The following is a 12,680-nucleotide window of genomic DNA, read 5'->3' as shown; positions in this document are numbered from 1 at the left end:
ATAATTATAGTATTCTACCTCGTCGTTCCCCGCACAATCAATTCCGGCTTCACATAGGTCTGTCCTTGCGCAGAACCAGATTGCTTAATCTTTTCCAGTATCAATTGGGCTAACATATCACCTATTTTAAAGATTTGTTGCTTAACTGTGGTTAATTGGGGATTAGCAACTTGATCTAAAAAGACCCCATCAAAGCCAATCACCCCATAATCTTCTGGCATTTTTTTATTTAAACGAGCTAAAGCTCGACAAACACCAATTGCTAAACGATCACTTGCACAAATAAAACAAGTATTTGGCTTAATCCTTTCAATCTGCTCATCAATTAATTTCTCAGCTAAATGTGAATGATTACCCGTTCTAAAAATTTGTGGCTCTAAATTACACTCTTGCATACTTGCCAAATATCCGTATTCACGTGCATACTCAAAGCCTTCTTTAACATCAATTCCAATAAAAACTGCATTTTTATAGCCACGAGCTAAGGCATATTTGGTAGCAACTGCTGTACCATAACGATTATCAGTATCAACAAAATCAAAGCTACTTGAAGTTTCACCAAAAAAGATAAATGGCTTTTTTAATTCATCAAAAATGGGATAATTACACTCACGTGCTCCAGTAATAATATAGCCATCAGCATTGCCTTTTTGAATTTGATCAATATCAGTTACTAATTGAATGGCATAACTGTCTGCTTTTAGCCCACGAGCTACACCAAAAAGTAAGTTCATATAATATGGTTCTGTCGTATCAATATCTTCCAAGGTAACAAATTTAATAACATTGGTCCGATTATTAACAAGGGCACGAGCAATTGAATTCGGATGATAATCTAACTTGGTCATAGCCTTTTCAACAAGAGCCAGTAATTCTGGTGTAACTTGCTCAGGGTGGTTAATTGCACGTGAAACAGTCATCTTTGAAACATTTGCTTCCTTAGCTACATCAGAAAGAGTTACCATTATTTTTCCTCCAAGAACTTATTTCTTAATTCAAGCAAGTCGTTTTGACTAAAACCAAGAACCTGAATAAAGAAGTTATCAAAACTTCCCCAGCCCATCCGAATTGTTTCAGTAATTCCTTCAATACCCGCACTATCAGCCTTAGTTAAGTTCATTTTAGCCACTAGATTAGCCATCTCATCATCGCTAGGCTGATTTTTTTGATATGAAAAATGATAAAGCTGGTTAGTAATCAAATAATCACGAGCTATATCATCATCACTAACTCCTAATCCCATTAAGATCAAAGCCGCGGTCATTCCTGTACGGTCTTTTCCAGCAGAGCAATGAAAAACTAGGGCTTGATTTTCTTTTAAAGCAAGAAGTTTTTCAAAAATAGCTCTAAAAATTTTTTGCCCATGTGTACTCAATAAAACTTTTTGGTAAATTTGACCTAAGTAATTATCCATTGGCTTGATTTTTTTTGTTAATTTTGTTGAACTTGCCCTATCATCTTGCTCGTCTGCTCCTTCTGCATATAAATGACAATCAATAAATTCTGCTTTCCAAGCCTTATCTGGAGCCATTTCTTGTTCATAATATGATCTCAAGTCACAATCATAAACGATATTTAACTCATTTAATTTTTTTATGTCATCACGCGACAAAGCACTTAATGAATCAGCTCTATAAATTTTACCAAAGCGTACTTTTTTATTATCTACTCCAACATATCCACCTAAGTCACGAAAATTAGTTGCTCCATCTAATTTAATTAATCTCATACGCTTCATCTCCTAATGCGCAAAAAACTGAGTAGCCTTAACTGCTTTTTGCCAGCCAGTATATAACTTTTCTCGTTCAATATTTGTCATTTCACTATTAAATGTTTGGCCAATTTTTGCGATTTGTTTTAATTCATTAATATCCTGCCAATACCCTACACTTAAACCAGCTAAAAAAGCTGCTCCTAAGCCAGTTGTTTCTAATGTAGCGGCCCGTTCAATTTTTGTTCCTAAAATATCAGCTTGGAATTGCATCAAATAATCATTATTAGAAGCCCCACCATCAACTCTCAAAGCTGGGATTTCAATTCCACTATCATGTTGCATAGTATCTACAACATCCCTAGTCTGATAGGCCAATGATTGCAAAGTTGCTTTGATTAAGTCCTTATCTGTTGTACCACGAGTTATTCCAAAAATTGCCCCACGAGCTTCGGCATCCCAATATGGAGCTCCTAAGCCAGTAAAAGCTGGTACAACATAGACTTCATTTTCTGAAGTAGACTCACGAGCTGCTTGTTCAGATTCAGGAGAACTTTTTATCAATTTAACCGAATCACGTAACCACTGAATTGCACTACCAGCTACAAAAACTGAACCTTCTAGGGCATAAACTACTTTTCCATTAACTTTATAAGCGATTGTTGTTAATAAGTTATTATTAGAACTGGTTGGTTTAGTTCCAGTATTCATTACAATAAATGACCCTGTACCATAAGTATTTTTTACCATTCCTGGGCTGAGCGCTAATTGCCCAAATAAGGCAGCTTGTTGGTCACCTGCCATTCCGGCAATAGGTACTTTTCCACCAAAAAATTCAAAAGGAGTCGTTTGACCATAAATCTCTGAATTACTCTTAACCTCTGGTAACATCTGCTTCGGAATATCTAATATTTTTAAAATCTCTTCATCCCAAGCTAAATCATGAATATTAAAAAGCATAGTTCTTGAAGCATTGGTATAATCTGTAACATGCACTGCCCCATTGGTCAGTTTCCATACTAACCATGTATCAATTGTGCCAAATAGTAATTCTCCATTCTCCGCTCTTTTTTGACCATTTTTAACATGATCTAAAATCCAACGTATTTTAGTAGCTGAAAAATATGGGTCAATAATTAATCCAGTTTTAGACTTAATCAAATTACTATAACCTTTATTTTTTAATTCTTCAGCTAAAGCAGTCGTTTGTCGGGATTGCCAAACAATAGCATTGTAAACAGGCCGGCCAGTTTCCCTATCCCAAATCACAGTCGTTTCTCTTTGATTAGTAATTCCAATTGCAGAGATTTGGTTCGGTCTAATTTGGGAATTAATAAAGGCGGAAGCTACTGTAGTTTGTACAGCATTCCAAATTTGTTCAGGATCATGTTCTACCCACCCAGGTTCAGGAAATAATTGCGGAAATTCCTTCTGTGCAGTATAAACTTTTTCTCCCGCATGATTAAAAATAATAGCCCTAGTAGAAGTAGTACCTTCATCAATAGCCATAATATATGATTCAGCCATATTTTCACTCCTAAAATTTAAGCGTTTTCTCTTATTTAGAATTTTAAAGTTTTTTAGCAAATTTACAAGTTAATCTAATAGAAGTTGGCTTTATTTTAAGTTATACTCTAACTAAATGAAAGGATGTTATTATGTCAAAAGAAGAAATTATCGCCTTAACCATCGCAGGCAATGACAGTGATGGAAGTGCTGGTATGCCAGCGGATTTACATGCTTTTTATGCTAGAAAAGTATACGGAATGGGCTTAATGACTGCAGCTGTAGCTGGTAACACAACTGGTATTTATGCTGCTCAAATTATGCCTGTTGACTTTATTCAAAAACAATTTGAGGTTTTAAATGACGATTTTTCAATTAAAGCTCTAAAAACCGGCATGCTTGCTAATAAAGACATTATTAATTGTGTAGCTGATAATATAGAAAAATATAATATGGGTAAAGTTGTTATTGACCCTGTTATTATTACCAAACATGGCAACAGTTTATTAGATAATGATGCTTATCAAACCTTTTTAAATCGCTTATTACCATTAGCTGATATTATTACACCTAATTATTATGAACAAAAAAAATTAACCGAACTCTCTCTAGACTCTGAAGCTGAAATCTTAGCCGGTGCTAAGAAGTTACAAGCTTTGGGCGCTAAAAATGTTTTAATGAAAGGAAAACATACTGGCGACAGTAGTGATGTCGTAGATATTTTATTAACAGAAGATGGACAGGTTCACAAATTCAGCAAGCCATACTATAAAACAGAACGAGTTAATGGTACTGGTGACACACTTTCTGCCGTTATTGCTGCTGAATTAGCTAAAGGAACCAACTTAATTGAGGCCGTTAAAATCGCAAAAGATTTTACTTACGAGGCTATTTCTCATCCAATAATCGTCGGTTCAAAATGGGGTCCAATCAATCATTGGGTAGCAGAAGATAACCTAAATTAGTATTTTAGGTTATACTTACTATATTGAAGAATTTTGGTGAAAAGAGTGTAACAATGACTGATAAACTAATCAAAATTGCATATTTATACGAAGATTTGATGAATACTTATGGCGACAGCGGCGATGTTAAAATTTTGAGTTTTCTATTAAAGCGTCGTGGATACGATACACAAGTTGACAATATTTCCTTAGGCGATGAATTTAATGCTTTTGACTATGACTTTGTCTTTTTTGGTGGAGGTCAGGACTTCGAACAAACAGTTGTTGCGAAAGACATCCCACGCCATAAAGAAACTTTAGAAAAGTATATTAATGCTGGTCATCCAATGCTTTGCATTTGTGGCGGATACCAATTTATGGGAGACTATTACAAAACCAATTCAGGCGTAACTATTAAAGGATTAGGTATTTTCCCACTTCATACTGTCTTTAAATCAGATAAGCGCATGATTGGTGACACCAAGTATATGACTGAATGGGGCGAAGTAGTTGCCTTTGAAAACCATTCAGGGCAAACTTACTTTGATAATACCGACAAGTTACATCCTCTAGGGAGAATGATTGAAGGTTATGGTAACAATCCTCAAGATAAGGCTGAAGGTTTACGCTATCGTAACTTTATTGGTTCATACTCCCATGGTCCTTTATTAAAAAATGTCAACGTTGCTAATGCAATTGTTGAAATGATTTTAAATTGGCATAAAGAACGTGTAACAAATAAAGAAAGTATAACTGAATAAAAAAATGGTAATTCACATTAGGTGAATTACCATTTTTTTATTCTAAACCAACTTTTTTAAAGATATCATCAACATGTTTTAAATAATAATGATAATCAAATGCATCTTCGATATCTGCTCTTGATAGATAGTCTATGATTGAGCTATTTAAGACCAAATCCTTAAATTGTTTCTGTTTATCCCAAGACTCAGCAGTTAACTTTTGTACCATATCATAAGCAGCTTCTCTTGATAAACTAGTTTCATCAATCAACTTCAAAAGCAATCTTTGTGAATACACCAGTCCATAAGTCCGATTCATATTTTTGAGCATTGTTTCTGGAAAAACATCCAAATTAGCTAAAATCCGATTAAAACGATTAAGCATATAATCAAGTAAAATTGTCGTATCAGGTAAAATTACCCGTTCAGCTGATGAATGAGAAATGTCTCGTTCATGCCATAAACTAACATTTTCATAAGCAGTAATCATATGTCCACGCACTACTCGAGCCAAACCACATAAGTTTTCTGAGCCAATCGGATTACGCTTATGAGGCATTGCACTTGATCCTTTTTGTCCAGCTCTAAAGTGTTCCTCTACTTCATGAATTTCTGAGCGTTGCAAAGATCTAATCTCAGTTGCCCAATTCTCAATACTGGTTGCCAACAAGGCTAAGGTAGCAATATATTCAGCATGTAAATCTCTTGGCAAGACCTGACTAGTAATTTCTTGTTGATTAAGTCCTAATTGCTTTAACACACTAGTTTCAACTTCTGGTGGAACATTAGCAAAATTACCAACAGCCCCAGAAATTTTGCCAGATTCAACTCCACGAGCCGCATGTTCAAAACGCTCAATATCACGCTTAATTTCTGCGTACCAACGAGCAAGTTTCAAGCCAAAAGTAGTTGGCTCTGCTTGAACTCCATGGGTCCGTCCCATCATCACAGTATCTTTATGCTCTACAGCTCTTTTAGCAATCGTCTCTTTTACCATTACTAAGTCTTTGCGTAAAATCTCGTTAGCTTGTTTTAATAAGTATCCTTGGGCTGTATCAACAACATCAGTCGAAGTTAATCCAAAATGAACCCATTTCTTTTCTGGTCCTAAACTTTCAGATACTGTTCTAGTAAAGGCAACTACATCATGATGAGTTATGTTTTCAAGTTCTGCCACACGTTCAGCTGTAAATTTGGCATTCTTACAAATTTTTTCAGCATCGTCTGCTGGCACTTCTCCTATTTCACTCCAAGCATTATTTGCCGCAATTTCAACTTCAAGCCATGCTTGGTACTTATTTTTATCAGTCCAAATTTTTCCCATTTCAGGACGAGTATAACGCTCTATCATCTAATCCACATCCCAAAGATCTTTTATTACAATTGTCTGTTCGCGGTCTGGTCCTACAGAAACAGTTACTAAAGGAACACCAACAAGTTCTTCAACTTTTCGTAAGAAATTACGAGCATTTTCAGGTAAATCAGTTAAACTTTTAGCCTTAGTAATATCATTGTCCCATCCTGGTAATTCTTCATATACTGGCTTACAACGTTCCAATTCTTTTAAACTAGCTGGATAATAATCTATCTTATTTCCATCAAGTTCATAATGAGTTGCTATTTTGATAGTTTTCAAACCTGTAAAAACATCCAATAAATTCAATGATAGACAATCAATTCCTGAAACACGCTTTGCATGACGAAGCGCAACTGAATCAAACCATCCAACTCTTCTTGGTCGACCTGTAACGGTACCATATTCATGACCTGTTTCACGAATATAATTACCTATTTCATCTGTTAATTCTGTTGGAAACGGTCCTTCACCTACCCGAGTAGTATAAGCTTTGCAAATTCCCAAAACAGTATCAATCTTATTAGGTCCCATTCCAATTCCTGTTGCAATTCCACCAGCAATTGAATTAGATGAGGTTACATAAGGATATGTCCCTTCATCAATATCTAACATGACCCCTTGTGCTCCCTCAAATAAAACCTTATCACCAGCTTCAACAGCTTCATTTACATATACTGAGGTATCAGTCACATATTTCTTTAGTTCTTGTCCATATTGGTAGTATTTATCAAAAATTTCTTCAAACTTTAAGCCTTCCTTACCGTATACTTTTTCAAAAAGAGCATTTTTTTCTGTCAAATTAAAACGCAATTTTTCTTCAAAAGTATCTTTTTCTAGTAAGTCACACATTCTAATACCTACTCTTGAAGCCTTATCCATATAGGTTGGACCAATTCCATTTTTGGTTGTACCTACTTTATTAGCTCCTTTTGCTTCTTCTTGATAAACATCTTGCAAAATATTGTAAGGCATAATGATGTGGGCCCGATTTGAAATCTTTAAGCTACTTGTATCTACACCATGTTCTTGCAAATACTTAATTTCACCAAGTAAAACTTCTGGATTAATAACTACACCATTACCAATTACAGCTCCTTTGCGAGCAGTAAAAATACCTGATGGAATCAAACGCATTTTAAAAGTATGACCATTAAAGACAATAGTATGACCGGCATTGTTACCGCCATTTGAGCGAACAGTCAATTCCGCTTCTTGGCCCAAATAATCAGTAATCTTTCCCTTTCCTTCATCACCCCATTGACTACCTACAACTGCAATAACTGTCATAACATTTCACCTCATAAATTTAAAAAAGCAAATTACTAGCATACTCTACCAGTCTTTAATTGATATGTCAAACTATTCACGAACTATATTTTTACTATCTATTAAGTTGTTCAGTTTATCAGTTGACAAAGATGAATTTTATCCGTATAGTTACTAGCGGATTAAAAATGAAGGAGCATTTTTATGAGTAATTATTTCAGTATGGAAGCCTTTGATTATAACGATATTCAGTTAGTACCAAACAAATGTATCATCAAAAGTCGTAAAGAAGCTGATACGTCCATTAATTTTGGAAACCGAACATTCAAAATACCAGTTGTTCCTGCTAACATGCAAAGCGTTATCAATGAAGAACTAGCTATTTGGCTAGCTAAGAACGATTATTATTATGTAATGCACCGTTTTGAACCTCAAAAGAGAGCCAGTTTTATCAAAATGATGCATGATAAAAAACTTTTTGCTTCAATTTCAGTTGGAATTAAAGATGACGAATATGACTTTATTGATAACTTAGTTAAAGAGAATCTTATTCCTGAATATATTACTATTGATGTCGCTCATGGTCATTCAGACTACGTTATCAAAATGATCAAGTATATTAAAACTAAGATGCCAAGTAGTTTTTTAACGGCAGGTAACGTCGCAACTCCTGAAGCTGTTCGTGAACTTGAAAATGCTGGTGCTGATGCAACTAAAGTTGGAGTAGGACCTGGTAGAGCTTGCATCACCAAATTAAAGACTGGTTTTGGCACTGGTGGATGGCAATTAGCAGCTTTAAGAATGTGTTCTAAAGCTGCTAGCAAACCAATTATTGCCGATGGTGGTATTCGTCATAACGGTGATATAGCGAAATCTGTTCGTTTTGGTGCAAGTATGGTAATGATAGGCTCAATGCTTGCTGGACATGAAGAATCTCCAGGTAATGTAATTAAAATCAACGGAAAAGTTTACAAACAATATTGGGGTTCGGCTTCTGAAGTACAAAAAGGTGGACATCATAATGTTGAAGGTAAGCAGCTACTTGTTCCTTATCGTGGCTCAATTAAAGATACTTTAAAAGAAATGCAAGAAGACTTACAATCTGCCATTTCTTATGCTGGTGGAAAAAACTTACAATCTATTCGCTTAGTCGACTATGTTATCGTTAAAAGTAGTATTATGAATGGTGATATTTAAGCAAAATAAAAAAAGCGCATTAACGATGCGCTTTTTTTGTTAGTCTTGGCGGATTTAAGCTTACTAATAAAACTGCCCCAATAATCATAACAGAGCCAATAATATCCATTGGCGATAATATTAAGTTAAATAATATGACACTTCCAATCATCGCACTAATAGGCTCAAAAGCATCTAATAAGCTTGCAGTACTTGGGCTTATATATCTTAAAGCTCCTGCCATCCACTGAAATGGTATAAGCGTTCCAATTACTATTACGCCGGCCAAATCAATTATCATCCCCCAAGTAATCGAAATTTTAGGTACACTTGGATCAAATATAAATAAAGCAATTCCAGCTATCAATAGCCCCCAACCTGTTATTACTACAGTTGGATATGAAGTGATAATTCTTCTTGGAATTAAAGTATTAGTTGCTACACCAACAGCAGATAACATTCCAAAAAATAAAGCTCCTGGACTTAAAGTTAAAGTTTGTAAATTTCCATGGGTAGCTAGTAAAAATACTCCTAAAAAGGCTAGTGTTGCCGAAATCAAATCTAAGTTCCGATAAACCTGTTGTTTGGTTATTAACATCCAAAAAATCACAAAAAACGGCCCTATAAATTGTAAAACAGTTGCAATCGAAGCATTAGCTTCCTTAACCACCATAAAGTAAAAAAGTTGCACTGGTACTAGACCAAATAAACCATAAGCAGATACAGTTACTGCATCTTTTTTATTTTTCCAAATAGTGAAAGGTTTTTGGTTTGTAATTTTCGCAAAAAGTAAAATAATTATTCCACTAATAACCATTCTGATTTTAGTTAAAAAGATAGGTGTTATTAAAGGATTAGAATTAAATAGATTCTTACCAAATAGGCCTGAAATACCCCAAAATACACAAGCTATAGCTGCTAAAATAGACCATTTTACTTTTTGGTTCATTAAAAAATACCCCTCTCACTATGATTATGCTTTTTACGCAATTAGATAGATTTTAACTGTTTTATTTTTCTAACATTGCTTCTGCTTTTTTACGTTCATTTTTAGTTAATATAAATAAAATCGCTGGTAAAATAACTGCCCCAAAAGCTAACGCACCAATAGCAAACCAATTTAAACTAGTAACACCATTTACGGTGACACTAAATTCAGCTGCCCAATCATACTTATAAAGTAAAAATAGTGTAATTAAAATTGAAAAGATTGGGAAAATTAAGTCAGTTATTTTATTTTTGTTTGCAGTTAGGATGGGTTCAACATTTTTTCCAAGATAGAATCTAATTACACCAAGTGGAACAACAATAAAGCCTAAAAATCTCACAGTGGCACTTAAAATAATTAAATTATCAGTTGAATAATGAAAAGCCATCGGAACAAGTACTGCTAAAATCAAAGTAATTAAAAAGGTTCTTGCTGGGAAGTTCCTCTTAGTTCTCTTAGCAAGCCACTTAGGAAATTGATTTTCACGAGCCATTGCTTCTAAAATTCTAGGCGCATGGAAACTCGATGCAATATTAATTCCAAACATAGATACTAAGGCACCAACCAGAATAATTGCTCGTAAAACAGGACTTGAAAAAATAGCTGCAACCGCAACTACTTGTTTAGTTTCAAGTAATTCACGTGGATTAAGTACCATTGCTACTGCTACAACACCGATATAAACTAAAGCAATAATTAAAATGGCCAATGGAATAGCTCGAGGTAAATTTTTAGCTGGATTCTTCATATCTTCTGATCCAGAAGCAATTGATTCAAAACCAGTAAAAGCATAAAAGGCTGATACAATTGCCATTACAAAGCTACTTGTCGTTACAGCAGGAATAACATTTTTACCAGCTATTTGCAAAGTATCTATTTCGCTAAAATGATTTTCACCAGTAGACAGTAATAAAAAAGCCCCTACGAAAATTACTAACCCTAAAGCTAATAACTTACCAATTGTAGATAAATTCATAATGTATTTAACTACACTTTGACCAAATAGGTTGATGATCCAAATAAGTAGCATCAAAACAACAAAACCAATAGACACATTTTGAAAGCTATTTGGATCGCCACCAAAAATTGAAATAGTCGATTTTATAACAGCAACTGCCATTACTCCCCAGGCTACACTTGCAGAAAAGTAACGTAATACCCCCATATAGAAACCAACATTTTCTCCAAAAGCTGCTTTACTATATGCATATGCTGCTCCTGATTTGGTTACATATTTAGCTGCTGCCGCAAAAGTAATTGCTAGTATGGCTGCAAAGCTTGCTGCAATTAAGTAAACTAACAAAGCTTTACTTCCAACTCTTGATACAACACTACCTGGTGTTAAAAATATACCTGAACCAATAATCGAATTAATTGCTAATAAAACTATTGACCAAAAGCCCAGTTTATCGCTTTCTCTTTTGTCATTCATCAAAATTTTCTCCTTAGTTGTTCGCCTTAATAATTAAGTTTTTAAATAAATTATTTTGATATGAAACGTGTTCATTATTATGTAACATTTCTGGATGCCATTGGACACCTATTACTTGTCCATTTTTAGTTTCAAGCCCCTCAATTACACCGTCGCTTGCTTTAGCTGAAGCAACTAAATCAGAAGCTAAATCTTTTATTAATAAGTGATGGAATGAATTTACTAAAATTTTATCTTTTGCTAATATCTCAGCTAAATGTGTACCAGAAATCACATCAACAGAATGCGTAGGTAAATCAGGTCTTGACCCCTGATTATGCTTTAACGTCACACCTTGTCGATATGACAAATCTTGATATAATGAGCCTCCATGAAACACATTTATGATTTGGAAACCACGACAAATCCCTAATACTGGTATTCCTTTTTCCTCTGCTAATTTAAGCAGTAGCATGTCAAAATGATCACGTTCTGGCCAAGTTGTGCCTAATTTTTGCAAAGGTTCTTCATTGTATAAATGTGGATCAACATCATGGCCCCCTGATAAAATCAATCCCTGCACGTGATCTAATTGTTCTTTAATTACCTCATCGTTTTCAGTAAAAGGAATGATAAATGGTATACCTCCATTTTTCACAACAGAATCAACATAATCTTCATTAACATAACTACGCCGATAGCCGGGAAACATTCCACCTTCATCAATAATTTCTGAACCTGAAATACCTATAATTGGCTTGTCCATGGTCCTCCTCCTCACTTACTTTTTGTTCATAGCATGTTGTTAATTATAGAAAAAAATTAAATTCTGTCAAATAAAAAGCTTATTTTCCTTCCCACTCTTTTAAAAATTGGTCAACAAACTTATGCATATATATAGTTCTCTCCTGAGCTATTTTTCTCCCTGCAGGTGTATTCATTGTTTGCTCTAAATTAAATAATTTTTCATAAAAATGATTAATTGTAGTAGCTTCATGATTACGATACTGTTTATGACTTTTTAAAGTCTGTGGTTTAATTGCTGGATCATAAATTTTTTGATTATGACTACCCCCAAAAGCAAATGCCCTAGCAATTCCAATAGCACCAAGAGCTTCAATTCGATCTGCATCTTGAACATATTGACCAATCATCGGCAATTGAAAATGGTGTTCGATATTTTTGGAATAAGACATATGGTTTAAAACAAATAAAATACTAGATATTTCATCTTGTTTTAAGTTCTCATTTTTAAGCAAATTCTTCATCTCACTAGTGACTTCGTCAGGATTAGCACATATCTTTTCATCAATCGTATCATGCAAATATCCCATAATTAAAAGCAAATCTAATTGCTTTTCTTGCGCCTTAGGATAATCTTGCAAAAATAATTTTTTGGCTAGATTTGCTACCCTTTCTCCATGCCAATAATCATGACCTGTCGTATCATTATCCAAATATTTATGAGCAAACGCTTGAATATTTTTAATCTGCATGTTTTTTCCTCCTTGTTAATAGTCTACCCCCTCTTTAAATTTTTTAAAAAGAAAAAGCCACTCCTTTCGGAGTGACTCAAAA

Annotated in this window: 12 protein-coding genes; 3 read left to right on the top strand and 9 right to left on the bottom strand. The window is 34.4% G+C overall.

The window, feature by feature from the left end; translation table 11 throughout:
* Positions 1 to 14: 14 nt before the first annotated feature.
* The 3 genes from ETI37_RS01495 to glpK are packed head-to-tail and all read right to left on the bottom strand — an operon-like array spanning position 15 to position 3,238.
* Positions 15 to 965 carry a LacI family DNA-binding transcriptional regulator gene (locus ETI37_RS01495; RefSeq protein ID WP_006585987.1) on the bottom strand — a complete coding sequence of 317 codons (951 nt, stop codon included), beginning with the start codon at positions 963 to 965 and terminating at the stop codon, positions 15 to 17.
* Positions 965 to 1,738, bottom strand: coding sequence for a tyrosine-protein phosphatase (locus ETI37_RS01490; RefSeq protein ID WP_006585988.1), 774 nt, complete (start codon positions 1,736 to 1,738; stop codon positions 965 to 967). Before ETI37_RS01490 ends, ETI37_RS01495 begins: the two co-directional genes overlap by 1 nt.
* 3 nt (positions 1,739 to 1,741) lie before the next feature.
* Positions 1,742 to 3,238, bottom strand: a complete 1,497-nt coding sequence (gene glpK, locus ETI37_RS01485; RefSeq protein WP_006585989.1) for a glycerol kinase GlpK — start codon at positions 3,236 to 3,238, stop codon at positions 1,742 to 1,744.
* Positions 3,239 to 3,369: 131 nt separating this feature from the next.
* Between glpK and thiD the strand changes: the two genes are divergently transcribed.
* Positions 3,370 to 4,182 carry a bifunctional hydroxymethylpyrimidine kinase/phosphomethylpyrimidine kinase gene (gene thiD, locus ETI37_RS01480; protein ID WP_006585990.1) on the top strand — a complete coding sequence of 271 codons (813 nt, stop codon included), beginning with the start codon at positions 3,370 to 3,372 and terminating at the stop codon, positions 4,180 to 4,182.
* A 53-nt stretch (positions 4,183 to 4,235) separates the two neighbouring features.
* Complete coding sequence (locus tag ETI37_RS01475; protein WP_006587503.1) at positions 4,236 to 4,922, top strand: type 1 glutamine amidotransferase; 687 nt, start codon at positions 4,236 to 4,238, stop codon at positions 4,920 to 4,922.
* Between the two features lie 37 nt (positions 4,923 to 4,959).
* Here ETI37_RS01475 and purB read toward each other — a convergent pair whose 3' ends face one another.
* Together purB and ETI37_RS01465 are read right to left on the bottom strand one after the other, a co-directional pair.
* Positions 4,960 to 6,255 (bottom strand): adenylosuccinate lyase, encoded by a 1,296-nt coding sequence (gene purB / locus ETI37_RS01470; RefSeq protein ID WP_006585992.1) that lies wholly within the window; start codon positions 6,253 to 6,255, stop codon positions 4,960 to 4,962.
* Entirely contained in the window at positions 6,256 to 7,548 is a 1,293-nt protein-coding gene (locus tag ETI37_RS01465) for an adenylosuccinate synthase (protein WP_006585993.1), read from the bottom strand.
* 183 nt (positions 7,549 to 7,731) lie between these two features.
* On the opposite strand from ETI37_RS01465, the gene ETI37_RS01460 reads away from it, so the two are divergent.
* Complete coding sequence (locus tag ETI37_RS01460; protein ID WP_006585994.1) at positions 7,732 to 8,724, top strand: GMP reductase; 993 nt, start codon at positions 7,732 to 7,734, stop codon at positions 8,722 to 8,724.
* 19 nt (positions 8,725 to 8,743) lie between these two features.
* Here the strand turns inward: ETI37_RS01460 and ETI37_RS01455 are convergent, their stop codons facing one another.
* From ETI37_RS01455 to ETI37_RS01440, 4 genes are all read right to left on the bottom strand, one after another.
* Complete coding sequence (locus ETI37_RS01455; protein ID WP_006585995.1) at positions 8,744 to 9,652, bottom strand: EamA family transporter; 909 nt, start codon at positions 9,650 to 9,652, stop codon at positions 8,744 to 8,746.
* A gap of 61 nt (positions 9,653 to 9,713) precedes the next feature.
* Positions 9,714 to 11,123, bottom strand: a complete 1,410-nt coding sequence (locus ETI37_RS01450; RefSeq protein WP_006585996.1) for an APC family permease — start codon at positions 11,121 to 11,123, stop codon at positions 9,714 to 9,716.
* A gap of 13 nt (positions 11,124 to 11,136) precedes the next feature.
* Positions 11,137 to 11,868: a gamma-glutamyl-gamma-aminobutyrate hydrolase family protein gene (locus tag ETI37_RS01445; RefSeq protein ID WP_006585997.1), complete on the bottom strand. Its 732-nt coding sequence runs from the start codon at positions 11,866 to 11,868 to the stop codon at positions 11,137 to 11,139.
* A 79-nt stretch (positions 11,869 to 11,947) separates the two neighbouring features.
* Entirely contained in the window at positions 11,948 to 12,598 is a 651-nt protein-coding gene (locus ETI37_RS01440) for an HD domain-containing protein (protein WP_006585998.1), read from the bottom strand.
* Between the last annotated feature and the right edge of the window lie 82 nt (positions 12,599 to 12,680).

The organism is Lactobacillus mulieris (assembly GCF_007095465.1).
GTDB classification, from domain to species: Bacteria; Bacillota; Bacilli; order Lactobacillales; family Lactobacillaceae; genus Lactobacillus; species Lactobacillus mulieris.
Note: the sequence above shows the minus strand (reverse complement) of the source record. Positions and strands in the feature narration are given on the sequence as shown.

Coding starts and splice junctions, on each gene's coding strand:
- ETI37_RS01495 (WP_006585987.1), bottom strand. CDS start 965: ATGGTAACTCTTTCTGATGTAGCTAAGGAAGCAAATGTTTCAAAGATG.
- ETI37_RS01490 (WP_006585988.1), bottom strand. CDS start 1,738: ATGAAGCGTATGAGATTAATTAAATTAGATGGAGCAACTAATTTTCGT.
- glpK (WP_006585989.1), bottom strand. CDS start 3,238: ATGGCTGAATCATATATTATGGCTATTGATGAAGGTACTACTTCTACT.
- thiD (WP_006585990.1), top strand. CDS start 3,370: ATGTCAAAAGAAGAAATTATCGCCTTAACCATCGCAGGCAATGACAGT.
- ETI37_RS01475 (WP_006587503.1), top strand. CDS start 4,236: ATGACTGATAAACTAATCAAAATTGCATATTTATACGAAGATTTGATG.
- purB (WP_006585992.1), bottom strand. CDS start 6,255: ATGATAGAGCGTTATACTCGTCCTGAAATGGGAAAAATTTGGACTGAT.
- ETI37_RS01465 (WP_006585993.1), bottom strand. CDS start 7,548: ATGACAGTTATTGCAGTTGTAGGTAGTCAATGGGGTGATGAAGGAAAG.
- ETI37_RS01460 (WP_006585994.1), top strand. CDS start 7,732: ATGAGTAATTATTTCAGTATGGAAGCCTTTGATTATAACGATATTCAG.
- ETI37_RS01455 (WP_006585995.1), bottom strand. CDS start 9,652: ATGAACCAAAAAGTAAAATGGTCTATTTTAGCAGCTATAGCTTGTGTA.
- ETI37_RS01450 (WP_006585996.1), bottom strand. CDS start 11,123: ATGAATGACAAAAGAGAAAGCGATAAACTGGGCTTTTGGTCAATAGTT.
- ETI37_RS01445 (WP_006585997.1), bottom strand. CDS start 11,868: ATGGACAAGCCAATTATAGGTATTTCAGGTTCAGAAATTATTGATGAA.
- ETI37_RS01440 (WP_006585998.1), bottom strand. CDS start 12,598: ATGCAGATTAAAAATATTCAAGCGTTTGCTCATAAATATTTGGATAAT.